At 68.2% G+C, this 21,626-nt stretch carries 21 protein-coding genes and 2 riboswitches; of the genes, 10 read left to right on the top strand and 11 right to left on the bottom strand.

The window, feature by feature from the left end:
• Positions 1 to 86 precede the first annotated feature (86 nt).
• Positions 87 to 458: a 30S ribosomal protein S12 gene (gene rpsL, locus AC3ANX_RS06570; RefSeq protein ID WP_069206815.1), complete on the bottom strand. Its 372-nt coding sequence runs from the start codon at positions 456 to 458 to the stop codon at positions 87 to 89.
• A gap of 265 nt (positions 459 to 723) precedes the next feature.
• Here rpsL and glpD point away from each other — a divergent pair, with 265 nt between their 5' ends.
• Complete coding sequence (glpD, locus tag AC3ANX_RS06565; protein WP_488336203.1) at positions 724 to 2,172, top strand: glycerol-3-phosphate dehydrogenase; 1,449 nt, start codon at positions 724 to 726, stop codon at positions 2,170 to 2,172.
• Positions 2,173 to 2,205: 33 nt separating this feature from the next.
• Positions 2,206 to 3,153: an oxygen-dependent tRNA uridine(34) hydroxylase TrhO gene (gene trhO / locus AC3ANX_RS06560; RefSeq protein ID WP_488336202.1), complete on the top strand. Its 948-nt coding sequence runs from the start codon at positions 2,206 to 2,208 to the stop codon at positions 3,151 to 3,153.
• Positions 3,154 to 3,216: 63 nt separating this feature from the next.
• Here trhO and AC3ANX_RS06555 read toward each other — a convergent pair whose 3' ends face one another.
• The 3 genes from AC3ANX_RS06555 to AC3ANX_RS06545 all read right to left on the bottom strand — a co-directional run bounded on the left by AC3ANX_RS06555 (position 3,217) and on the right by AC3ANX_RS06545 (position 6,069).
• Positions 3,217 to 3,819, bottom strand: a complete 603-nt coding sequence (locus AC3ANX_RS06555; RefSeq protein ID WP_488336201.1) for a hypothetical protein — start codon at positions 3,817 to 3,819, stop codon at positions 3,217 to 3,219.
• A gap of 77 nt (positions 3,820 to 3,896) precedes the next feature.
• Positions 3,897 to 5,432, bottom strand: a complete 1,536-nt coding sequence (proS, locus tag AC3ANX_RS06550; protein ID WP_488336200.1) for a proline--tRNA ligase — start codon at positions 5,430 to 5,432, stop codon at positions 3,897 to 3,899.
• A 112-nt stretch (positions 5,433 to 5,544) separates the two neighbouring features.
• The gene (locus AC3ANX_RS06545; RefSeq protein ID WP_488336199.1) at positions 5,545 to 6,069 is read right to left on the bottom strand and encodes a CcdC protein domain-containing protein; all 525 of its coding nucleotides are present in this window, start codon (positions 6,067 to 6,069) and stop codon (positions 5,545 to 5,547) included.
• A 268-nt stretch (positions 6,070 to 6,337) separates the two neighbouring features.
• Between AC3ANX_RS06545 and AC3ANX_RS06540 the strand changes: the two genes are divergently transcribed.
• Entirely contained in the window at positions 6,338 to 7,018 is a 681-nt protein-coding gene (locus AC3ANX_RS06540) for a hypothetical protein (RefSeq protein ID WP_488336198.1), read from the top strand.
• Positions 7,019 to 7,051: 33 nt separating this feature from the next.
• Here AC3ANX_RS06540 and gcvPB read toward each other — a convergent pair whose 3' ends face one another.
• The 5 genes from gcvPB to AC3ANX_RS06515 form a co-directional block, all read right to left on the bottom strand.
• Positions 7,052 to 8,626, bottom strand: a complete 1,575-nt coding sequence (gcvPB, locus tag AC3ANX_RS06535) for an aminomethyl-transferring glycine dehydrogenase subunit GcvPB (RefSeq protein ID WP_488336197.1) — start codon at positions 8,624 to 8,626, stop codon at positions 7,052 to 7,054.
• Positions 8,623 to 9,981, bottom strand: coding sequence for an aminomethyl-transferring glycine dehydrogenase subunit GcvPA (gene gcvPA, locus AC3ANX_RS06530; RefSeq protein ID WP_488336196.1), 1,359 nt, complete (start codon positions 9,979 to 9,981; stop codon positions 8,623 to 8,625). The genes gcvPB and gcvPA overlap by 4 nt, the downstream gene beginning before the upstream one ends.
• A gap of 109 nt (positions 9,982 to 10,090) precedes the next feature.
• Complete coding sequence (gcvH, locus tag AC3ANX_RS06525; protein ID WP_488336195.1) at positions 10,091 to 10,462, bottom strand: glycine cleavage system protein GcvH; 372 nt, start codon at positions 10,460 to 10,462, stop codon at positions 10,091 to 10,093.
• 1 nt (position 10,463) lies between these two features.
• Complete coding sequence (gcvT, locus tag AC3ANX_RS06520) at positions 10,464 to 11,636, bottom strand: glycine cleavage system aminomethyltransferase GcvT (protein ID WP_488336194.1); 1,173 nt, start codon at positions 11,634 to 11,636, stop codon at positions 10,464 to 10,466.
• Positions 11,637 to 11,697: 61 nt separating this feature from the next.
• A riboswitch (glycine riboswitch) is annotated at positions 11,698 to 11,808 on the bottom strand.
• Positions 11,809 to 11,900: riboswitch (glycine riboswitch) on the bottom strand. It lies immediately after the preceding riboswitch.
• Between the two features lie 387 nt (positions 11,901 to 12,287).
• Positions 12,288 to 12,944 (bottom strand): hypothetical protein, encoded by a 657-nt coding sequence (locus AC3ANX_RS06515; RefSeq protein WP_488336899.1) that lies wholly within the window; start codon positions 12,942 to 12,944, stop codon positions 12,288 to 12,290.
• A 115-nt stretch (positions 12,945 to 13,059) separates the two neighbouring features.
• Between AC3ANX_RS06515 and ispH the strand changes: the two genes are divergently transcribed.
• From ispH to bfr, 7 genes are all read left to right on the top strand, one after another.
• A complete protein-coding gene (gene ispH / locus AC3ANX_RS06510) occupies positions 13,060 to 14,016 on the top strand; it encodes a 4-hydroxy-3-methylbut-2-enyl diphosphate reductase (protein WP_488336193.1) in 957 nt (318 codons plus the stop codon).
• Positions 14,017 to 14,133: 117 nt separating this feature from the next.
• The gene (thrB, locus tag AC3ANX_RS06505; RefSeq protein ID WP_488336192.1) at positions 14,134 to 15,093 is read left to right on the top strand and encodes a homoserine kinase; all 960 of its coding nucleotides are present in this window, start codon (positions 14,134 to 14,136) and stop codon (positions 15,091 to 15,093) included.
• Positions 15,090 to 15,542, top strand: coding sequence for a ribonuclease HI (gene rnhA / locus AC3ANX_RS06500; protein WP_488336191.1), 453 nt, complete (start codon positions 15,090 to 15,092; stop codon positions 15,540 to 15,542). The genes thrB and rnhA overlap by 4 nt, the downstream gene beginning before the upstream one ends.
• A 225-nt stretch (positions 15,543 to 15,767) precedes the next feature.
• A complete protein-coding gene (gene purL / locus AC3ANX_RS06495) occupies positions 15,768 to 17,999 on the top strand; it encodes a phosphoribosylformylglycinamidine synthase subunit PurL (protein ID WP_488336898.1) in 2,232 nt (743 codons plus the stop codon).
• Positions 18,000 to 18,102: 103 nt separating this feature from the next.
• Positions 18,103 to 18,582 carry a hypothetical protein gene (locus tag AC3ANX_RS06490; protein ID WP_488336190.1) on the top strand — a complete coding sequence of 160 codons (480 nt, stop codon included), beginning with the start codon at positions 18,103 to 18,105 and terminating at the stop codon, positions 18,580 to 18,582.
• A 78-nt stretch (positions 18,583 to 18,660) separates the two neighbouring features.
• On the top strand, positions 18,661 to 18,831 hold the full coding sequence (locus tag AC3ANX_RS06485) for a (2Fe-2S)-binding protein (RefSeq protein ID WP_488336189.1): 171 nt from the start codon (positions 18,661 to 18,663) through the stop codon (positions 18,829 to 18,831).
• A 31-nt stretch (positions 18,832 to 18,862) separates the two neighbouring features.
• A complete protein-coding gene (gene bfr, locus AC3ANX_RS06480; RefSeq protein ID WP_488336188.1) occupies positions 18,863 to 19,348 on the top strand; it encodes a bacterioferritin in 486 nt (161 codons plus the stop codon).
• Positions 19,349 to 19,500: 152 nt separating this feature from the next.
• Here bfr and AC3ANX_RS06475 read toward each other — a convergent pair whose 3' ends face one another.
• Both AC3ANX_RS06475 and AC3ANX_RS06470 read right to left on the bottom strand, forming a co-directional pair.
• Positions 19,501 to 20,220, bottom strand: a complete 720-nt coding sequence (locus AC3ANX_RS06475) for an inositol monophosphatase family protein (protein WP_488336897.1) — start codon at positions 20,218 to 20,220, stop codon at positions 19,501 to 19,503.
• 52 nt (positions 20,221 to 20,272) lie between these two features.
• A complete protein-coding gene (locus AC3ANX_RS06470) occupies positions 20,273 to 21,619 on the bottom strand; it encodes a TldD/PmbA family protein (RefSeq protein ID WP_488336187.1) in 1,347 nt (448 codons plus the stop codon).
• Between the last annotated feature and the right edge of the window lie 7 nt (positions 21,620 to 21,626).

Genomic DNA, 21,626 nt, shown 5'->3' with positions numbered 1-21,626 from the left:
CTTCAGCCGGTTCCGGAACCCGTCCGGGGCTTACTCCATTGTTTCTGGATCCCCGCCTGCGCGGGGATGACCGGGCTAACGCCCGATCACTTCGGACGCTTGGCGCCGTACTTCGAACGCGACTGCTTGCGATCCTTCACGCCCTGCGTATCGAGCACGCCGCGCAGGACGTGGTAACGAACGCCGGGAAGATCGCGCACACGACCGCCACGGATCAGCACGACCGAGTGCTCCTGGAGGTTGTGGCCTTCGCCCGGGATGTAGCTGATGACTTCGCGCTGGTTGGTCAGGCGGACCTTGGCCACCTTGCGCAGCGCCGAGTTCGGCTTCTTCGGGGTCGTCGTATAGACGCGGGTGCAAACGCCGCGCTTCTGCGGGTTCGCTTCCATCGCAGGGACCTTGGACTTGGCCTTCTGCGGATCGCGGCCCTTGCGGACCAGCTGGTTGATCGTCGGCATGAATCTCTTCACCTTGGAAAGTTGGTTACTTTGCTGGAGCCATAACGCCCCCCCGGAACACTTTGGGGAATACAAAAGGGCCTTCGGGAAACCTTCGGCTCCCCCTGGCCCTGAATGCATCCAGCAATGTTCAAGCACCCGCGCGAAAACCGGAGTCTTCGAAGGAGTGGCGGCGCCTATACAGGGAGAGCCGAAGCCGGTCAACCAGCCCGCGCCCGCCCTGCCCGGCTCGACTTCGGCATGGCCGAGCGGCTAAGCTCGCGGCTTGACCTACGATCTCCTCATCGTCGGCGGCGGCATCAACGGCTGCGCGATCGCGCGCGAGGCCGCGCTGCTCGGCCGCTCGGTGCTGCTGGTCGAGAAGGACGACCTCGCCGCGCATACGTCGTCCGCGTCGACCAAGCTGATCCACGGCGGCCTGCGCTACCTCGAATATTACGACTTCCGCCTCGTCGCCGAGGCGCTGCACGAACGTGAGCGGCTGATCCGCGCCGCGCCGCACATCATTCGCCCGTTGCGCTTCGTCCTCCCGCACGAGAATGCGGTGCGGCCGTGGTGGATGGTGCGGATCGGGCTGTACCTCTACGATCTGCTCGGCGGGCGTACGTCGCTGCCGCGCTCGCGTGGGCTACGGCGCAGCGATACCGCCTATTCCGCCCCGCTCAAAGGCGGAGCGCGCGGCTTCGTCTATTCCGATGCCGCGGTGGACGATTCGCGGCTGACCGTGCTCAACGCGGTCGATGCCGCCGCTCATGGTGCCGAGATCGCGGTGGGCGTCGCGCTCGACTCGGCACGGCGTGCGGACGGGCTGTGGCAGGCGCGGCTGTCCGACGGCCGCACCGTCGCCGTGCGCGGTCTGGTCAATGCGGCGGGGCCGTGGGTGCGCCGCCTGTTCGATCGCCTCGACACCCCTGCGCGCAGCAAGGTGCGGCTGGTCAAGGGTAGCCACATCGTCGTGCCCCGCCTCTACGAGGGCGACCACGCCTATATCCTGCAACTGCCCGACCGGCGGATCGTCTTCGCGATCCCCTATCAGGGCGGCACCGAGATCGGCACCACCGACATTCCGGTCGAATCGCCCGAGGACGCGGTGATCGACGCGACCGAGATCGCCTATCTGTGCGCCGCGGCCAACAGCCACTTCACGCGCCAGATCACCCCCGCCGACGTGACGTCGAGCTGGTCGGGCATACGCCCACTCTACGACGATGGCGCCAGCGAGGCGCGCGCGGTCACGCGCGATTACGTCCTCGAACTCGACACAGACGGGCCGCCGCTGCTGTCGGTGTTCGGTGGCAAGATCACCACCGCGCGTCATCTTGGCGAGGAGGCGCTGGCGAAACTCGCGGCACCGCTCGGCTTCGCGGCGCATCCGGTGACGCGGGAACGCGTCTTCCCCGGCGGCGCGATCGCCGATATCGACGCGTTCGTCGCGCAGGCGCAGGCGACCTGGCCGTTCCTGGGCGCAGCGCGCGCCGCGCGGATGGCGCATGCCTATGGCACGATGCTCGGCGAGATGCTCGCCGGCATCACCGATGCGACGGGGCTCGGCGCGGATCTGGGCGGTGGCATCACCGAGGTCGAGGCGCGCTGGATGCGGGACCGCGAATGGGCGCGCACGCCCGAGGACGCGCTGATGCGGCGCAGTAAGGTGGGCCTGCACCTCAATGCGCGCGGGCGTGCGGCGTTTGAGGCGGCCTGGGACGCGCTTTGACGGGCAGCGACCTTTCCTTCTAGCGAACACGCGATGACACGCCCCCTGCCCATCCGAGTCGCCGCGCTGTATCGCTTCGCCCGGTTCGACGATCCCGCCGCCCTGCGCGCGCCGCTCCACGATCTGTGCGCGCGGCTGGAGGTGAAGGGTACGCTACTGCTCGCGCGCGAGGGGATCAACGGCACGATCGCAGGTGCCGAAGCCGCCATCGCCGAGGTCGTCGCGCACATCCGCGCGCTGCCGGGCTGCGCCGATGCCGAGATCAAATTCTCCGCCGCCGCCGAGATGCCGTTCCACCGGCTGAAAGTGCGGCTCAAGCGCGAGATCGTGACGATGGGCGAACCCGAGATCGATCCGCTCGCCGACGTCGGCACCTATGTCGCCCCCGCCGACTGGAACGCGCTGATCGCGCGCCCCGATACGGTCGTGATCGACACGCGCAACGCCTATGAGGTGCGCGTGGGCAGCTTCGCGGGTGCGGTCGACCCGGCGACCGACAGCTTCAGCGACTTCCCCGCGTGGTTCCGCGACCATGCCGAGGCGCTCGAAGGCAAGACCATCGCGATGTTCTGCACCGGCGGCATCCGTTGCGAAAAGGCGACCGCGTTCGTCAAGGCGCAGGGGTTCGACTCGGTGTTCCACCTCCACGGCGGCATCCTGAAGTATCTCGAGGAGGTGCCCGCCGAGGAAAGCCGCTGGCAGGGCGAGTGCTTCGTGTTCGACGAACGGGTCGCGGTCGGCCACAGGCTCGTCGCCGGCAGCCATGCGCTGTGCCGCGCCTGCCGCATGCCGGTCAGCGCCGAGGATCGCGCCTCGCCGCTGTACGAGGAGGGCGTGAGCTGCCCCGCCTGCCACGGCACCCGCGACGCGACGAAGCGCGCCGGGCTGGCCGAGCGGCACCGGCAGGTCAAGCTCGCCGGGGCGCGCGGGCAGCTCCATGTCGGCGCTGCGCCGGTCCGGCGCGAGGATTCCGGGAGCTGATCCCCGCCGCCTTCCGCTACATCTGGAAGCGTCGCGACGCTGCCGCCGAGTGATGACGATCGTTCAGGCGGTCGCGTCGATCAGCGCGCCCGGCTCGATCTGCGGGGCATAGGCGGAGGTTGCCGCCGCGTTGGAGTCGGCGGGCTTCGCCGCTTTGGCGTCCTGCGCGCTCGTGGCGACTGCCGTCGTCGTTTCGGTGCTGCCGTCGCTGTAGGTAATTGTCGTGGTCGCCATGCCGCCCGCGACGGTTACGGTTTCCGAGACCTCGGTCTTGCTCGACCCGCCGCCGCCACCGCCACCGCCGGGTGCACCACCGGCCGGAGCAGCGGAGGTGGCGGCAGGCGTCGCGGCGGCGCTGCCGACAGCGGCTTCGGACGCGACAGGGCTGTCGCTCGACTTGGCCGCCATGTCGTCGAGGGCCTTGTTGATCTTGTCCGCATCGGCCTGCGTCAGCTTGCCCGCCGTAACGTCGGCGGCGATGCGCTGATCGAGCACCTTGCGCACCGCCGCGGGGTCGGCCCTGGCGCCGCTGCCGGTCGCGCCGCCGCCCGCCGCCGCGATCGAGGCGGCGAGATCGGTCTCGACCAGGTGCGCCTTCTGCGCGGAAATGCCCTGCGCCTGTAGGCTGGCGGTGAGCGGGTTGGTCGCAGTGGTGATCGACAGCATGGCGGCTCCTTCCCCTCAGGGAACGGCCGCCAGCCTGAGCGCTTAACGGTTTTCGTGTTTCAGCGCAGACACATAGCTCAGTACGACCGCCCGACGATCACCCGCTCGACCGCAGCCTCGCCGGTGAACACGCACGCACCGTCGGCAGGTGCTGCGTCGGCGGGGACGTTGCGCAGCGTCAGCTTGAGCGCCTTCAGCCGCTCGACCACCTTCTCCAGCGCCGCGCCGGTCGGCTTCGACCATTGCACTTCGAGGAAGCCGGGGTTCTTCACCCCCTCAGCGAAGAACGCCTCGACCCCGGCAAAGTCGGTCACGTCGCGCACGATATTGGCATCGAGCCGCGCCTTGGCCTCGGCGAACAACGCTGCCTGAATCTCTGCAAGCAGCGCCGCCGCGCCGGCCACGAAGTCGGCTTTCGCGACCACCACGCTGTCGAGCTTGCCGTCCGCGCGGTACAGCCGGTCGCGGCGGATCACCGAGACGTTACCGCCCGCCACGTCGCGCCCACCGACCTCGATCACGATCGGCGCGCCCTTCTTCACCCAGCCCCAGCGCTTGGTCGCGGCCTTGGTGGGCTTGAGATCGAGCAGCGCGCGTACCGGCTCGCCCAGTGCGGTCAGCGCGCCAAGCTCGGCCCGCAGCGCCTTGCAATACTCGACGATCGCCGCATCCTCGGGCTGGTCGCGCAGCATCGGCACGATCACCACCTGCCACGGCGCGACACGCGGCGGCACGCGAAGGCCGTCGTCATCGCCGTGCGTCATGATGAGCCCGCCGATCATGCGGGTCGACACGCCCCAGCTCGTCGTCTGCGCCAGCTCGACCTGACCTTCCGCATTCTGGAAGGTGATGTTCTGCGCCTTGGAGAAATTGGTGCCGAGGAAGTGCGAGGTGCCCGCCTGGAGCGCCTTGCCGTCCTGCATCATCGCCTCGATCGAATAGGTCGCGACCGCACCGGGGAAGCGCTCGTTCTCGGGCTTCTCGCCCGCGACCACCGGCAGCGCGATGCAATCCTCGGCGAACTCGCGATAGACTTCGAGCATCCTGAGCGTCTCTTCGCGCGCCTCGGTCTCGCTGGCGTGGGCGGTGTGACCCTCCTGCCAGAGGAACTCGGCGGTGCGCAGGAACATGCGCGTGCGCATCTCCCACCGCACCACGTTCGCCCATTGGTTGATGAGCACGGGCAGATCGCGCCAAGACTGCACCCACCGCGCGAAGGCGGTGCCGATCACCGTCTCCGAGGTCGGCCGCACCACCAGCGGCTCCTCGAGCTTGGCGGAGGGATCCGGGACCAGCCCGCCCTTGCCGTCCGAGATCAGCCGGTGGTGCGTGACGACCGCCATTTCCTTGGCGAAACCGTCGACATGCTCGGCCTCCTTCTCGAAATACGAGAGCGGGATGAACAGCGGGAAATAGCAATTCTCATGTCCCGTCGCCTTGATGCGATCGTCGAGCAGGCGCTGCATCCGCTCCCAGATGCCATAGCCCCACGGGCGGATCACCATGCAGCCGCGCACGCCAGAATCCTCGGCCATGTCGGCCTCGGTGATGACGGACTGATACCAGGCGGCGAAATCGGCTTCGCGGGTGACGGAGAGAGCGTGTTTTATCATGGGGCGCGGCGATAGCGGGGACACGGGCTCGCGTCCACATCCGTCGCCTCGGCGCAGGCCGGGGCCGCCGTGGGGGTTCGGCGCACCGCAGCCACACGCCGCGGCCTGCGGCCTACGCCGGGCCGACGCCAGCCCGCGTCGCCGCGAGCAGCCGTTTGGCGCGCAGGTACATCTCGACACGCTGCACCGCGAACAGCCCGAGCGCGACCAGCGCGAGAATATCGGTCACCATACCAAGATCGAGGTGCATCGCCCGCCCCTCGGATCGCGCGCCGGCGCGGACGACGATCAGCACGAGCAGGAACGCCATGCCGGCGAGCGACGCCTTCTGGTTGAGCTGGTGCGTGGCGGGATCGACCGTGATCCGCATCGTCTTGCCGCGCTGCCACCCCAGCGCGCCGCCGGCGGCCAGCGCGAGCGCGCACCACACCCAGCCGAGCGGCGGCGCGGGCGGAAACTCGACCAGCAGATAGACGCACACCGCCGCATACACCGCCGGGAAGATCCGCAACCGCTCGACCTGGAGCGGCCGCACCTGCGCAAGCCGGCGCATGCGAAGCGCGATGACGATAACGAAGACGACCCCGGCGATGAGGTAGCTCAGCATCTGGTTGGGCTGAACCGTGTGGACCTGCATGATGCGCTTCCCCCTGAAACGCGGCCATTCATACACGATGGACGGCTTGGTGTACTAGCGGGATACCGCAGCACCGTGAGCCAGGCGGCTCGCTTATCCGGCGGCGACGTCCTGCGCCCGGATCGCCAGAGCGCACGATTTGCGCAAGATCATGCGGCCATTGCGTGGAATCCTGCGCGCCTATACGTAGCATCAACGACTCGAATGAGTCGAAAACCAGAACATTCGCGGGCCGCATGATCTTTCCGTAACAAAGGAACGACTTGCCATGACCGACCTGCGATCCCGCGTTCACCTGTTCGACCAGAAACTGACCTTGTCACCCGAGTTCATGGCCAGCTTCTATGGCTGGACCGTAATGCGCCCCAACGGACAGACCGCGCCGTCCAACCTCGCCCAACTCGGTATCGACAGCTGGATGAAGCCGGCCTGCGCCACCTTCTCGCAGATGATCGGCCCGGAGCCGGGCGGCCTGTCGCCGGCCAAGATCAACGCCGCCATGCAGCAGAGCTTCAGCCCGATTCCGCCCGAGGCGTGGGACGGCCTGCGCGATGCGGTGGAGTCGGTCGGCAAATCGACCTGGCCCAAGTTCACCACGCCGATCCTCGGCGGCAAGCTTGCGGAACTGGGCAGCGTCCGCCCGGACGGCACGATAGACTTCAAGGCGACCAACGATCTGGTCGACGGCAACGCGATCAACCTGGGCGAGTTGCCGTTCGGCCTGCCCAGCCTGCACTATACGGTCTATAAGTTCTCCACCTCGATGGACATCTCGCCGACGATCGTTTTCAACACCGACGGACCGCTCCTTACCGGCGGTGGAGTGAAGCTGAAGATCGGCGATGCCGTAGAGGTCGAGGGAACGCTCGGCACGGGGTCCGGCGGCGGCACTGCGGGCGGCTTCCTGCTCACGTTTACGCCCGGCAAGAAGCCGGCGAAGAAGAAGTAGCGGGCGCGCCACGCACGGCGCGCCCGCCTCCCGTCACTCCGCCGCCTGTGCCAGCGCCGGCTCGCGCCACACCAGCACGGGCTTGCGCGCCGCCTGCGTCTCGTCGAGGCGGCTGCGTGGCGCGAAATGCGGTGCGGTCTTGAGGCTGGCGTCGCCCGCCTTGGCGCGCTCCGCCACCGAACGCAGCGCGGCAACGAACTGGTCGATGCCCGCCTTGCTCTCGGTCTCGGTCGGCTCGACCAGCATCGCGCCGTGCACGACGAGCGGGAAATACACCGTCATCGGGTGGAAGCCCTCGTCGATCAGCCCCTTCGCCACGTCGAGCGTCGAGAAGCCCTCGGCCATGCCGTCGTCCGAGAACAGCGCCTCGTGCATGCACGGCCCCGCCTTGGCGAACGGCGCGTGCAGCGTGCCTTCGAGGCTGCGCAGGATGTAATTGGCGTTGAGCACCGCATCCTCCGCGACCTGCCGCAAGCCGTCCGCGCCGTGGCTGAGGATGTAGGTGAGCGCGCGGGTGAACATGCCCATCTGGCCGTGGAACGCGACCATCCGGCCGAAGCTGTGTGGATGATCGTCGCCCGCGCTCTCTTCCTCGATCAGCGCGAACTTGCCGTCGGCTTGACGCGCCACGAACGGCAGCGGCGCGAACGGCGACAGTGCCTCGGACAGCACCACAGGCCCCGAGCCTGGGCCGCCGCCGCCGTGCGGGGTCGAGAAGGTCTTGTGCAGGTTGATGTGCATCGCGTCGATGCCGAGATCGCCCGGCCGCACCTTGCCGACGATCGCGTTGAAGTTCGCGCCGTCGCAATAGACGAACCCGCCGACCGCATGCACCGCGTCGGAGATCGTCTTCATGTCGCGCTCGAACAGCCCGCAGGTGTTCGGGTTGGTGATCATCACCGCCGCCACGTCGGGCGCGAGCCGCGCCAGCAACGCCGCCGTATCGATCCGGCCGTCGTCGTTGGCGGGGATGTTCTGGACCGCGTAGCCCGCGAATGCCGCCGTCGCCGGGTTGGTGCCGTGCGCGCTTTCGGGAACGAGGATGATTTTCCGCGCGCCCTCGCCCTTTGCCTCGAGCGCGGCCTTGATCGCGAGGATGCCGCAAAGCTCACCATGCGCGCCCGCCTTGGGGCTCATCGCGACCGAATGCATGCCGGTCAGCGTCACGAGCCAGTCGGCCAGTTCGTGGATCACGCCGAACGCGCCCTGCACGGTGTCGACCGGCTGCAAGGGATGGACGTCGGCGAAGCCGGGCAGCCGCGCCATCTTCTCGTTGAGGCGCGGGTTATGCTTCATCGTGCACGAGCCGAGCGGGAACAGCCCGAGGTCGATCGCATAATTCTGCCGGCTGAGCCGGGTGTAATGCCGCATCGTCTCCGGCTCGGACAGGCCGGGCAGCCCGATCACGGCGGTGCGATCGAGCCCGCCGAGGCGCGGCTTGCCGGCCGGCGCTTCGGCAAGATCGACGCCGGTGGTCTCGGTCGAGCCGGTCTCGAAGATCAACGGCTCCTCGAGCATCAGCGCGCGGTTGCCGGTGACGGTGGCGGGGGCGGCGCTGCCGCCCTGCTCGGGGCTGGTCGGACGCCAGCCGGCGGGATTGATGCTCATGCCAGTTCCTCCGCGAGCGCCTGCGCGAGCGCTTCGACATCGTCTTCGGTGGTGGTTTCGGTGACGGCGACGACGAGGCCGTTGGCCAGTGCCCCCTCGCCCGGATACAGCCGCCCCAGCGACACGCCGGCGAGGATGCCCTTGTCCGCCAGCGCACGCACGACCGGCCGCGCTTCCTTGGCTAACTTCAGCGTGAACTCGTTGAAGAACGCGCCGTTGATGACCTCAACGCCCGGCACGTCGGCGAGCCGGTCCGCCGCCGCCGACGCGCCGAGATGGTTGATCTCCGCCAGCCGCCGCAGCCCTGCCTCGCCCAGCAGCGTCATGTGGGCGGACATCGCCAGCGCGCACAGCACGGAGGAGGTGCAGATGTTCGAGGTCGCCTTCTCGCGGCGGATATGCTGCTCGCGGGTGGAGAGCGTCAGCACGAAGCCGCGCTTGCCCTCGGCATCGACCGTCTCGCCGCACAGCCGCCCCGGCATCTGGCGGACATATTTGTCCTTGCAGCCGAAGAGGCCGACGTAAGGGCCGCCGAACTGCAAGCCGACGCCGAGCGACTGGCCCTCGCCCACCACGATATCGGCGTCCATCTCGCCCGGCGAGCGGATCGCGCCCAGCGCGACCGGCTCGGTGACGACCGCGATCAGCAGCGCCTTGGCGGCGTGGCAGGCGGCAGCGAGCCCGGACAGATCGTCGATGCGGCCGAGGATGTCGGGGTATTGCACCACCACGCACGAGGTCTCGCCATCAATCTTGGCGATCAGCGCGTCGATGCCGAAATCGTCATCAAGGCGAGGCGCGGCGGTGTCGAGCGCGTCGCCGGTATATTTCGCCATGGTCTTGGCGACTGAGACGTAATGCGGGTGCAGCCCGGGCGACAGGATCGCCTTTGCCTTCTTGGTGATGCGCCGCGCCATGCCGATCGCTTCCCAGCACGCGGTCGAGCCGTCGTACATCGAGGCATTGGCGACATCGGTGCCGAGCAGGCGCGCGACCTGCGTCTGGAACTCGAACATCACCTGCAACGTGCCCTGCGCGATCTCGGGCTGGTACGGCGTATAAGCGGTGAGGAACTCGCCGCGCTGGATGATGTGATCGACGCTGGCCGGCACGTGATGCTTGTACGCGCCGCAGCCGAGGAAGAACGGCACCGATCCCGCCGACACGTTCTTCGCGGCAAGCGCGCTCATATGGCGTTCGACCGCCATTTCGCTGGCGTGCATCGGCAGGCCGGCGATGGGGCCGGCCAGGCGCGCGGCTTCGGGCACGTCTACGAACAGATCGTCGATCGTCGCGGCGCCGATCGTGGCTAACATCGCCGTGCGGTCGGTATCGGTCAGCGGCAGGTAACGCATCGAAATTCCCGTCGCCCCGGCGCCAAATTTCTTTGGGGCCGGGGCCGCTATGTGGTGAGCGCGGCGCTGCCTTACGCAGCGGCCCCGGCCTCCGCCGGGGCGACGCATATTATTGCTTGGCGGCGAACGCCTTGTAGGCGGCTTCGTCCATCAGGCCCGACAGTTCCGACGGATCGGAGAGCGTCAGCTTGAAGAACCAGCCCTGCCCCTCGGCATCCTCGTTCACCAGCGCCGGCGAGTCGGTGAGCGCGACATTGCCCTCGGTGACGGTGCCCGACACCGGCGCGTACACGTCGGAGGCGGCCTTGACGCTCTCGACCACGGCGGCATCGCCACCCTTGGTCAGCGCGGTGCCGATCGAAGGCACTTCGACGAACACGATATCGCCAAGCTGCCCTTGCGCGAACTCGGTGATACCGACCGTGCCGATATCGCCATCGACATCGACCCATTCGTGATCTTGGGTAAAGTAACGACTCATCTCACTTGCCTCCTGCGCGGACGTAGCGGTGGGGAACGAACGGCATCGCGGCGACGGTCGCGTCGTGGACCTTGCTGCGCTGCTGCACTTTGATGCGGGTGCCGGGGGCGGCCATCGCGGCGGGCACGAACGCCATCGCGATCGGCGCGTTCACCGATGGCGCGAACCCGCCCGACGTGACGCGTCCGACTTCGCTGCCGTCCGCGCCGAGCACCGACGCGCCCTCGCGCACCGGCTGGCGCCCCTCGACCAGCAGGCCGACCCGCTTGATCGCAGCACCAGCCTCCCGCTCGGCGAGGATACGCGCGGCTCCCAGGAAATTGGCTTCCTCGCGGCGGCGCTTCGACAAAGCGAAGCCGAGATCGGCCATCATCGGCGTCACCGTCTCGTCGAGGTCATGCCCGTAGAGCGGCAGCCCGGCCTCGAGCCGCAGCGAATCGCGCGCGCCCAGGCCGATCGGCTTGACCTCAGGCTCGGCGCACAGCGCCTCCGCCAGCGCCTCGGCATGTTCGCCGTCGATCGAGATTTCGAACCCGTCCTCGCCGGTATAGCCCGAGCGGCTGACCCACAGCGGCTTGCCGTCCCAGTCGAACGCGCCCGCGGTCATGAACACCAGATCGCGCACCCCCGGCACCAGCCGCGCCAGCGCGTCGACCGCCTTGGGGCCTTGCAGCGCGAGCAAAGCCTGATCCTCCATGTGGTTGATGAGAATATCCTCGGGCAGTTGCTCGAGCAAATAGGCGATATCGTCGATCTTGGTCGCGCCGTTGACGACCATGTAGAGGCCCTGCACGTCGAACGGATTTTCGTCCGGCAGGCGCGTGACCATCAGATCGTCGAGGATGCCGCCATCCTCCGCGAGCAGCAGCGAATAGCGCTGGCGGCCTGGCTTAAGCCCCGCCACGTCGCCCGGCAGCACCGCTTCGAGCGCAGCGTCGAGATCGGCGCCGTCTTCGGTGCGGAACAGGAGCTGGCCCATGTGGCTGACGTCGAACAGCCCGGCCGATTCGCGCACCCACAGATGCTCGGCCATGATGCCTTCGTACTGGACGGGCATGTAATAGCCGGCGAACTCGACCATGCGGCCGCCGCGCGCGCGGTGCCACGCGTCGAGCGGCAGCGTCTGGGTGGCGGGCTCCTCACCGGTCTCGTCGATCAGGTCTGCGTCGCTCATGCCGGTCTCCGTAAACGAGGTCTGACGGCGAAGCACGGCGCGGAAACCGCGCCACGTGTCCACCGCCCCCTCTGTCACGGAACCTGAGAGCTTTCACCACCGGCGCGGCCGGACGGTTTACACCTTCGGTGGGCCGCACGCGAAGCGCGCCGCCGCTTTCCAGAGTGTCGATTCGGCCGGCACGGTCCACTTTGCCTGAGAGATTCCGGGGCGGTTGCTCCTTCGGCGGCGAGGCCAAGCCCCGCACTCTCCCGTGCCTGCCCATGCCGGTCGCCCGGCATCGACGCTTGCCGTGTGGCGTGCGCCGACGGGCGAGTCAATCGGGCTTCGGACGGGACGTGGATTAAGCGGCCCTCCAAGCCGTTCGTGTCGAGCCCTTCGGCTGGCTGGCAAGCCAGCCGCTCAGCGCAGGCTTCGGCGCACCGCGCCGGAGTCGAAACACCTGCGCTTGGGGCACGCCCCTCGACTGCGCTCGGGACGAACGGTGTGGGTAACGCCTCGCCTCCCACCAAAGAGAATGGGATGCTCTGCCCTTCCCAACACCGTTCCCGGGCGAAGGCCAGGGACCAGCCGGAAAGGTCGTCACAAAGCGCAGTGCCCACGCACGCCCGCTCCGTGACTGGACCCCGACCTTCGCCGGGGATCACGGGCTTACCGGGTGGCGTTATACTTCAGCTGATCGTCGGTAAGCTGGAAGCCGACGATCGCCTCGAACGTGGCGCGGGCGACGGCCTGGCGGATGTCGGGCCGGGTCAGCGGGTCGATCGCGGCATCCTCGTCGCCCGCCTTGCGCTTCTCGGTCAGCTTGGCGCGGACCTCCTTGGGCAACGTCGCCGCCGCCTTGGACACCGTCGCGCCGCCGGTCGCGGTCGCGCTGGCGCGGAGCTGGCCGGGCGCGAAGTGCAGCGTGACATGGCCGACGCGCTTGGCAACGACCGCGGTGCCGCCCTGCATCACCGCCACGAAATACGGCAGCGTCACGTCGCGCGCACCCTCGGCCGAGGCACGCCGGCCACGCACCTCGAAGGTGACGTTGGTGGCAATGTCGTCGCTCTTGTCGTCGCAGGTCGAGCGCAGGTTGGTAAGCGTGGCGGTCACGTCGATCGCGCGAGCGTCGCGGCTCTGCGGCGGGTTGAACAAAGTGACGTCGCCGGTGGCCGCGGCGACTTCCACCGTCGGGCAGGCCGAGCGGATCGCGGAAATACCGCCCGTCTCGTCGAACTCGCCGACCGAGGAACACCCGGCGAGTCCCCCCGCAAGCAACGTCAGCATGGCGGGAACGGCGATCTTGCGGCTGGTGGAGAACATACGCACCTTAGTCACGAAGGAAGGGGCCGCGGCTTGTGATCGCCCGGCCCCGATGGCAAGGCACCATAGGAACCGGCTTCCGCCCGTGCAAGCAATCGCGTAGAGGGTCATGGCAATGATGACGTCCAGCAAACCCCGGCTCGATCTGGTGATCGCGGCCCCCCGTGGCTTCTGCGCCGGCGTCGACCGCGCCATTCAGATCGTGGAACTCGCGATCGAGAAGCACGGCGCCCCCGTCTATGTCCGCCACGAGATCGTCCACAACAAACATGTCGTCGATGCGCTGAAGGCCAAGGGCGCGGTGTTCGTCGAGGAACTGGACGAGGTGCCGGATCAGGCGCCGGTGGTGTTCTCCGCGCACGGCGTGCCCAAGTCGGTGCCTGCGGAGGCGACGGTGCGCGGGCTGTCGTGGCTCGATGCGACCTGCCCGCTCGTCTCCAAGGTCCACCGTCAGGCGGAGCGGCATGTCGCCAACGGCCGACACATCGTCTTCATCGGCCACGCCGGGCATCCCGAAGTGATCGGCACGCTCGGGCAAGTGCCGCCGGGCGCGATGTCGCTGCTCGAAACCTGCGCGGACGTTGCAGCGTTCGAGCCGGCGGATCCCGACAATCTCGCCTTTCTGACGCAGACCACCCTGTCGGTGGACGACACCGCCGAGATCGTCGCGGCGCTGAAGGCCAAGTTCCCCACCATCGAGGGGCCGCGCGGCGAGGATATCTGCTATGCCACCTCGAACCGGCAGGAAGCGGTCAAGGCGATCGCGCAGGATTGCGATGCGATGCTGGTGATCGGCGCGCATAATTCGTCCAACTCGGTGCGTCTGGTCGAAGTGTCGCGGCGCGAGGGCACGCCCGCGCAATTGATCCCGTGCGCGGCCGAACTCGATTTCGCCTTCCTCGACGGGGTGAAGACGCTCGGCATCAGCGCCGGTGCGTCGGCGCCCGAGGTGCTGGTGCGTGATCTCGTCGCCAAGCTGGCCGAGCGCTACGACATCGTCGAGCGCGAGGTCGAGACGACGCGCGAGACGGTCGCCTTCAAGCTGCCGCGCGGGCTTGAGGCCGCCGCTTGACGTAAAGCTCGTTCTCCCGCGAAAGCGGTAGTCCGGAGCCACGAACGAAACGCTGCTTGGCTCTGGACCCCCGCTTTCGCGGGGGAACGGCTCCACATCATCCAACGGTAGAACTCGATGGCCGTCTATACTCAGGTGTCAGCCGAGGCGCTGGCCGCATTTCTCGCGCGCTACGACTGCGGCGAACTCGTCTCCGCCAAGGGCATCGCCGAGGGGGTGGAGAACACCAACTACCTTGTCGATACCACCGCCGGCCGCTTCATCCTGACGCTTTACGAGAAGCGCGTCGCTGCCGAGGATCTGCCGTTCTTCATGGCATTGCTCGAACATCTTTCGGCCAAGGGGCTGGACGTGCCGCCCGCGATTCAGGACCGGGGCGGCGTGGCGATCCAGCACCTGGAGGGGCGTCCGGCCTGCCTCATCAAGTTCCTGTCAGGCGTGTCCGTGTCGCACCCCACCCCCGCGCAGGCCGAGGCGGCAGGGCGTGCGATGGCGGAGATGCACGCCGCCGTTGCCGATTTCCCCGGCACCCGCGCGAACTCGATGGGCATGCCGAGTTGGCGCCCGCTGTACGAGCGCTGCGGGCATAGCCTCAACGATATCGCGCCCGGCCTGTACGACGATCTCGGCCGTGCGCTCGACGTGGTGACGGGCGATTGGCCCGACGCCGGGTTCGACCGGATCGCGATCCACGCCGACCTGTTCCCCGACAACGTGCTGATGCGCGGCGACACCGTGTCCGGGCTGATCGACTTCTATTTCGCCTGCACCGACCTGCGCGTCTATGATCTCGCGATCATGCACAGCGCGTGGAGCTTCGACGCAACCGGCGCGACCTATGACGCCGCCGTCGGCGATGCGCTGATTCGCGGCTACGAAAGCGGCTTTCCGCTCTCCGCGCAGGAACGGGCGGCATTTCCCCGGCTGGCGGCGGGCGCGTGCATCCGCTTCGCGCTCTCGCGCGCTTGGGACTGGCTCAACACGCCCGCCGACGCGCTCGTCACGCGCAAGGACCCGCTCGCCTACATGCGGCGGCTTGCGCATTATGATCCATCTTTGACGAAACAGGTACGATGAGCGAACTCGACACGGTAGAAATCTTCACCGACGGCGCGTGCAAGGGCAATCCCGGCCCCGGCGGCTGGGGCGTGGTGCTGCGCATGGGCACCGCCGAAAAGGAGCTGTCCGGCGGCGAGGCGCTCACCACCAACAACCGCATGGAGATGACCGCGGCGATCGAGGGGTTGAAGGCGCTCACCCGCCCCTGCCGCGTCACGCTGTCGACCGACAGCCGCTACGTGATGGACGGCCTCACCAAGTGGATCAAAGGCTGGCAGAAGAACGGCTGGAAGACCGCCGACAAGAAGCCGGTCAAGAACGCCGATCTCTGGCAGGATCTGCTCGCCGCCGCCAAACCGCACCGGATCGACTGGCAATGGGTCAAGGGCCATGCCGGCCATCCCGAAAACGAGCGCGCCGACCGGCTGGCGAGCGATGCGGCGGTGGTGGCGGGGCGGCGCGGGTAAGCGACGTATCGGCGCCCTTTAAACCGTTCGTGTCGAGCCCTTCGGCTGGCTGGCAAGCCAGCCGCTCAGGATAAACTTCGGCCCTGCGGGCCGAAGTCGAGACACCTGCGCGGCGGACCATCTCTCGACTTCGCTCGGGACGAACGGGTTAGGCGCGGTTGAATGCGCGGCGGGTGGTGACGAAGCCGCGCGGCCTCGCTATGGCCTGCGCGCATGAGCCAGATCATGCCCGAAATCACCGCCGACATCGTTGCCCAGCACGGGCTGTCCGAAGACGAATATGCCCGCGTCCTGAAGGCGCTCGGCCGCGAGCCGAACCTGACCGAACTCGGCATCTTCTCGGTGATGTGGTCCGAGCATTGCAGCTACAAGTCGAGCCGCATCCACCTCAAGAAGCTGCCCACCACCGGCCCACAGGTGATCTGCGGCCCCGGCGAGAACGCGGGCGTGGTCGATATCGGCGACGGCCAGGCGGCGATCTTCAAGATGGAGTCGCACAACCACCCCTCGTACATCGAGCCCTATCAGGGTGCGGCGACCGGCGTCGGCGGCATCCTGCGCGACGTGTTCACGATGGGCGCACGGCCGATCGCCAACATGAACGCGCTGCGCTTCGGCTCGCCCGATCATCCCAAGATGCGCCACCTGATCGCGGGCGTGGTCCACGGCATCGGCGGCTACGGCAATTGCGTGGGCGTGCCGACGGTCGGCGGCGAGGTGAACTTCCACAAGGCGTATGACGGCAACATCCTCGTCAACGCGATGACGGTCGGCATCGCCGATACCGACAAGATCTTCTATTCGGCCGCTTCCGGCATCGGCAATCCGATCGTCTATGTCGGTTCCAAGACCGGGCGCGACGGCATCCACGGCGCGACGATGGCGTCGGCCGATTTCGGCGAGGATTCGGATGCCAAGCGCCCGACCGTACAGGTCGGCGATCCGTTCACCGAGAAGCTGCTGATCGAGGCTTGCCTCGAACTGATGGCATCGGACGCGATCGTCGCGATTCAGGACATGGGCGCGGCCGGCCTCACCTCGTCGTCCGTCGAGATGGCGTCGAAGGGCGGCGTCGGCATCGAACTCGACATGAACGCTGTGCCGCAGCGCGAAACCGGCATGACGCCGTACGAGATGATGCTGAGCGAGAGCCAGGAGCGTATGCTCATGGTCCTGAAGCCCGGCCGCGAGGACTTCGCAGAAGCGATCTTCCGCAAGTGGGAGCTGGATTTCGCGGTGATCGGTCATGTCACCGACACCGGCCGCATGGTCCTCAAGTGGAACGGCGACACGGTGTGCGACATTCCGCTCGCCCCGCTTGCCGACGAAGCGCCACTGTACGACCGTCCCTCGGTGTCGCGCGAGGAGTACAAGGCGTGGGCCGGTGTCAAGCCGCTCGACGATGCGCCGTGCACCAGCGACATCTGCGGCGATCTGCTCAAGCTGATGGCCTCGCCCGACATCGCCTCGCGGCGCTGGATCTGGGAGCAATATGACACGCAGGTCGGCGGCGACACCGTGCAGCGCCCCGGCGGCGACTCGGCGGTGGTGCGCGTCCACGGCACGCAGAAGGGCCTCGCGATCAGCACCGACTGCACGCCGCGCTATTGCTATGCCGACCCGTATGAGGGCGGCAAACAGGCGATCGCGGAGTGCTATCGCAACCTGTCGGCGGTCGGCGCGCTGCCGCTCGCGGTGACGAACTGCCTCAACTTCGCCAACCCGCAGCGGCCCGAGATCATGGCGCAGCTCACCGGTTGCCTCGACGGCATGGGCGACGCCTGCCGCGCGCTCGACTTCCCGATCGTGTCGGGCAATGTCTCGCTCTACAACGAATCGAAGGCGACCGGCGGCGGCTCGGCGATCCTGCCGACGCCGGCGATCGGTGGCATCGGCCTGCTCGCCGACTGGTCGAAATCCGCGACGATCGCGTTCAAGGGCAGCGGCGACGTGATCGTGCTGATCGGCAGCCGCTCGGGTCATCTCGGTCAGTCGCTGTGGCTGCGCGAGATCCACGGTCGCGAGGATGGTCCCCCGCCCCCGGTCGATCTCGACGCCGAGCGTGCCGCCGGTGCGTTCGTGCGGGAGGCGATCCGCGCCGGCGCGCTGACCGCGGTGCATGACGTGTCCGACGGCGGCGTCGCGGTGGCGATCGCCGAGATGGCGCTGGCGGGCGGTTATGGCGCGATGCTCAACGCGCCGCTGCCGTGCGGCACCGCCTGCGCGCTGTTCGGCGAGGATCAGGGGCTGTACGTCGCGACCGTCGCCGATCACCTGCTGATGGAGACGCTCAAGCGCGGTTATGCCGCCGGGGTCGAGGTCGAGCGGATCGGGCGCACCATCGCCGATCGCATCATCTTCGAACTGCCCGACGACGATCACGTGGTGACGCTCGCCGATCTGCGCGCGGCGCACGAGGGCTTTTTCCCGGCGCTGATGGGCGATGTGATCGCCTGATCTGATCCGCATTGACACGCCAGGCACGCGCGCGGCGGTCCTGCGCCATTTACCATCGCCGGGCCGCCGCTTATCGTCGCTTCGTGCGATCGAGAGGCCCGGCATGACGACACCTTACACGCAATCGGGCACGCTGCGCGGGTTGACGCTGGCGACGGCGGTGGCGGGAACGCTGGTGCTGCTGGCGAGCTTCGCGGGTGCGATCTGGTCGGGCGGGAGCCCGCTGGCGATGCTGACCGACATTGCCAGCGGCGTGATCGGCGACGCCGCATGGCGCGAGCCGGTGGGCGGGCCGCTGCTCGGTCTGCTGGTGCATTTCCTCGTGATCGGGCTGCTCGCGGACCTGTATCTCATCACGACGATCCGCCTGCCCGTGCTCAACCGCCACTGGCGCATGAGCGGTGCACTGCTCGGCGTGTTCGCCTGGTGCGTCCGGTGCGTGATGGCGTCGCCGCGTGCGTGGCCGCCCGCCTTCCTCACGCTCACGCCGCGCGAGGGAATGGTTCAGATCCTCCTCCACATCCTGCTGCTTGGCTTGCCCGTGGCGCTGCTCACACGCTGGGCGGCACGGTGGCGCGCCTAGCTATTATTGCGAGCGCCGCGCAATAGCATTGCGATCGGTTCGCAGTACGCGTATCAGTTCGGCAGCGGAGGATGCCGGATGGTCGTGTGTATCTGTAATGCGATTCGGGAAAACGATGTGCGCGCGATGGCGCGTCAGGGCTGCGCCACGCCCTGCCAAGTGCATCAGGCGCTCGGCCGTCCGCCCAAGTGCGGAAAATGCGCGGCTTTCACGCGCACCATCATCGACCAGGAGCGTGCGGTCGCCTAAGACGCCGCTTTAGATACAGCGGGAGCGACACATGCGCGGCGACGACAAGGTTATCGAGTTCCTCAACGAGGCGCTCAAGAACGAACTCACCGCGATCAATCAGTACTGGCTGCATTATCGCCTGCTGGACCATTGGGGCGTCGCACGCCTCGCCGATTTCGAGCGTCACGAGTCGATCGACGAGATGAAGCACGCCGACTGGCTGTCGGAGCGGATCCTGTTCCTCGACGGCCTGCCGAATTTCCAGATGCTCGGCCGCTTACGCATCGGCGAGACGGTGGAGGAAGTGCTCAAGGCCGACCTCGCGCTGGAAATGGATGCGCTGCCGCTGCTGCGCCAGGCGATCGCGCATTGCGAGACGGTGCACGATTTCATCAGCCGCGACCTGTTCAAGCGCATCCTCGCCAGCGAGGAGGAGCATGTCGACACGCTCGAGCGCCAGTTCGACATGATCGCGCGGATGGGGCTGGAGAACTACATCCAGTTGCAGAGCAAGCCGGCCGGCGAGGAGGCGTAAGCCCACCCCGCGTCCCGTTCGTCCCGAGTAGCCCGCAGGGCGTAGCGAGACGGCGTATCGAGGGACAGGTCACCTCCTGCCTCGATACGAGACCTCGATACGGCTGCGCCTACTCGATCTCTACTCAGCACGAACGGTGCTCGTTGCCCTACCTACCGCACGCTTGCCGCGAGCGCCCGCTCGCGCAAGCGCGCGGCGGCGGCGGCGTGGATGCCCGGCGCGGTGGCGAGGATGCCGAACGCCTCGGCCGCCTCGGTGTTGAAGGCGAGCGTGCCGCCCAGCGCATCGGTGATGACCGCGCCCGCCTCGGTCGCGATCAGCGCGGCGGCGGCGATGTCCCATTCGTTGCCCCAGCGCGCGGTGGCGACGAGATCGGCCTCGCCCGCCGCGACCATCGCGATGCGCAACGCGATCGAATTGGGCTTTTCGACCACCACGAGATCGCGGTCGGCCTTGGGCAAGGCATCGGTCGGCACGCGCGCACCGGCGATGTCGCTGCGGTCGCTCGCACGCAGCGGCACGCCATTGCGGGTCGCGCCCCGCCCCAGCGCCGCACGCCACACCTCGCCGCGCGCAGGCGCATCGAGGACCCCAACCACCGCCGCGCCATCCTCGACCAGCGCCACCGACACCGCCCAGCCCGGCCGCCCGCGCAGATAGTCGCGGGTGCCGTCGATCGGATCGACCACCCACAGCCGCCGACACGACAGTCGCGCCGCACTGTCGGCGGTCTCCTCGGACAGCCAGCCCGCCGCGGGATCGAGCGCGGACAGCCGCGTGTGCAGCAATGCGTCGACCTCGAGATCGATATCGCTCACCGGATGGCCAGGCACCTTTTCCCACCGCGCGAAATCGGTCTGCCAGCGCGCCATCGCCAGCGCGCCAGCCTCAGCCGCGATCGCGGCGATCTCGTCGGCGAGCGTGTCAGCCACTCGCGACCGTCATCCCGTCGATGCGGATCGTCGGCACGTTGGTGGCGTAGCGGAATTCGAGATCGTTGGCCGGTGTGAGTGCGCGGAACATGTCCTTGAGGTTTCCCGCGATGGTCAGCTCGGCGACCGGGCGGGTGATCTCGCCATTCTCGATCAGGAAGCCCGCCGCGCCGCGGCTGTAATCACCGGTCACGCCGTTGACGCCCATGCCGATCAGCTCGGTCACGTAGATGCCGCGCGTGATGTCGGCGGTCAGCGCCTGCGCCGACAGATGCCCCGCCGCCATATGGAGGTTGCTGGTCGAGACGCCGGGTGCGCCGCCGACGCCGCGCGCGGCATGGCCGGTCGGCTCCAGCCCGAGCTGACGCGCCGAGGCGCTGTCGAGCAGCCACGTTTCGAGCACACCGTCCTGCACCAGCGCCATCGGCGATACCGGCAGCCCCTCGCCATCGAACGCGCGCGAGCGCAAGCCCCGTGGACGGTGCGGATCATCGGCGATCTCGACACCCGGCGCGAACACCGCGGTGCCGAGTGCGTCGAGCAGGAAGCTGGTACGCCGCGTGATCGCCTGACCGCCGATCGCGCCGACGAAATGGCCGAGCAGGCTCGATCCGACGCGCGGATCGAACACCACCGGCATCGCGCCGCTCTCGACCCGGCCGGGGTTGACGCGGGCGATCGCGCGTTCGCCCGCACGCACGCCGATCGCCTCGGCGCTTTCGAGATCACGGCGGCGGCGGGTGGCGTGATAGGCATAGTCGCGCACCATCGCCCCGCCCTCCCCAGCCAGCACGCTTGCCGACAGGCCGTAGCTGGTGGTGGCGTAGGCGGCGGCGAAGCCGTGACTGGTGGCGAGCGCCCAGATCGATCGCGCCGCGCTGGCCGAGCCGCCCTCGCTGTTGGTGACGCCGACGACCGCGCGTGCGGCATCCTCCGCCGCCAGCGCCGCCTCACGCAGCGACTCGGGCGAAGCCTCGCCGCCATCGTCGAGATCGAGCTGCGGCGGCGCGCCGTGCATCAGCCGGTCCTTGGGGGCGAGCCCGGCCCAGGCATCCTCGGGCGCCTCTCGGGCCATCGCCACCGCGCGCTCGACCAGCGCGGCGATCGCGGCATCGGTGAAGTCCGAGGTCGAGACGCTCGCCGAGCGCTTGCCGGCGAAAACGCGCAGGCCGAGTTCCGCGCTTTCGCTGCGGCCGACATCCTCGAGCGCGCTGAGCCGCACCGAGACGTCGAGCGCGGTGTCCGAGGCGAACACTGCGTCGGCGGCATCCGCGCCGGCAGCTTTGGCGCGCTCTACGATAGCGGCGGCGCGGTCCCGCGCCTGTTCGATAGTCAACATATCACGG

The sequence above is a fragment of the Sphingomonas sp. BRN-1R genome, assembly GCF_057748035.1.
The sequence above is the reverse complement of the archived record's forward strand: the minus strand, read 5'-3'. Positions and strand labels throughout refer to the sequence as shown.

What these genes read in the sequence shown, in the direction of transcription:
- rpsL (WP_069206815.1), bottom strand. Translation starts at nt 458, where the DNA reads ATGCCGACGATCAACCAGCTGGTCCGCAAGGGCCGCGATCCGCAGAAG.
- trhO (WP_488336202.1), top strand. Translation starts at nt 2,206, where the DNA reads ATGACACGCCCCCTGCCCATCCGAGTCGCCGCGCTGTATCGCTTCGCC.
- AC3ANX_RS06555 (WP_488336201.1), bottom strand. Translation starts at nt 3,819, where the DNA reads ATGCTGTCGATCACCACTGCGACCAACCCGCTCACCGCCAGCCTACAG.
- proS (WP_488336200.1), bottom strand. Translation starts at nt 5,432, where the DNA reads ATGATAAAACACGCTCTCTCCGTCACCCGCGAAGCCGATTTCGCCGCC.
- AC3ANX_RS06545 (WP_488336199.1), bottom strand. Translation starts at nt 6,069, where the DNA reads ATGCAGGTCCACACGGTTCAGCCCAACCAGATGCTGAGCTACCTCATC.
- AC3ANX_RS06540 (WP_488336198.1), top strand. Translation starts at nt 6,338, where the DNA reads ATGACCGACCTGCGATCCCGCGTTCACCTGTTCGACCAGAAACTGACC.
- gcvPB (WP_488336197.1), bottom strand. Translation starts at nt 8,626, where the DNA reads ATGAGCATCAATCCCGCCGGCTGGCGTCCGACCAGCCCCGAGCAGGGC.
- gcvPA (WP_488336196.1), bottom strand. Translation starts at nt 9,981, where the DNA reads ATGCGTTACCTGCCGCTGACCGATACCGACCGCACGGCGATGTTAGCC.
- gcvH (WP_488336195.1), bottom strand. Translation starts at nt 10,462, where the DNA reads ATGAGTCGTTACTTTACCCAAGATCACGAATGGGTCGATGTCGATGGC.
- gcvT (WP_488336194.1), bottom strand. Translation starts at nt 11,636, where the DNA reads ATGAGCGACGCAGACCTGATCGACGAGACCGGTGAGGAGCCCGCCACC.
- AC3ANX_RS06515 (WP_488336899.1), bottom strand. Translation starts at nt 12,944, where the DNA reads ATGTTCTCCACCAGCCGCAAGATCGCCGTTCCCGCCATGCTGACGTTG.
- ispH (WP_488336193.1), top strand. Translation starts at nt 13,060, where the DNA reads ATGATGACGTCCAGCAAACCCCGGCTCGATCTGGTGATCGCGGCCCCC.
- thrB (WP_488336192.1), top strand. Translation starts at nt 14,134, where the DNA reads ATGGCCGTCTATACTCAGGTGTCAGCCGAGGCGCTGGCCGCATTTCTC.
- rnhA (WP_488336191.1), top strand. Translation starts at nt 15,090, where the DNA reads ATGAGCGAACTCGACACGGTAGAAATCTTCACCGACGGCGCGTGCAAG.
- purL (WP_488336898.1), top strand. Translation starts at nt 15,768, where the DNA reads ATGCCCGAAATCACCGCCGACATCGTTGCCCAGCACGGGCTGTCCGAA.
- AC3ANX_RS06490 (WP_488336190.1), top strand. Translation starts at nt 18,103, where the DNA reads ATGACGACACCTTACACGCAATCGGGCACGCTGCGCGGGTTGACGCTG.
- AC3ANX_RS06485 (WP_488336189.1), top strand. Translation starts at nt 18,661, where the DNA reads ATGGTCGTGTGTATCTGTAATGCGATTCGGGAAAACGATGTGCGCGCG.
- bfr (WP_488336188.1), top strand. Translation starts at nt 18,863, where the DNA reads ATGCGCGGCGACGACAAGGTTATCGAGTTCCTCAACGAGGCGCTCAAG.
- AC3ANX_RS06475 (WP_488336897.1), bottom strand. Translation starts at nt 20,220, where the DNA reads ATGGCGCGCTGGCAGACCGATTTCGCGCGGTGGGAAAAGGTGCCTGGC.
- AC3ANX_RS06470 (WP_488336187.1), bottom strand. Translation starts at nt 21,619, where the DNA reads ATGTTGACTATCGAACAGGCGCGGGACCGCGCCGCCGCTATCGTAGAG.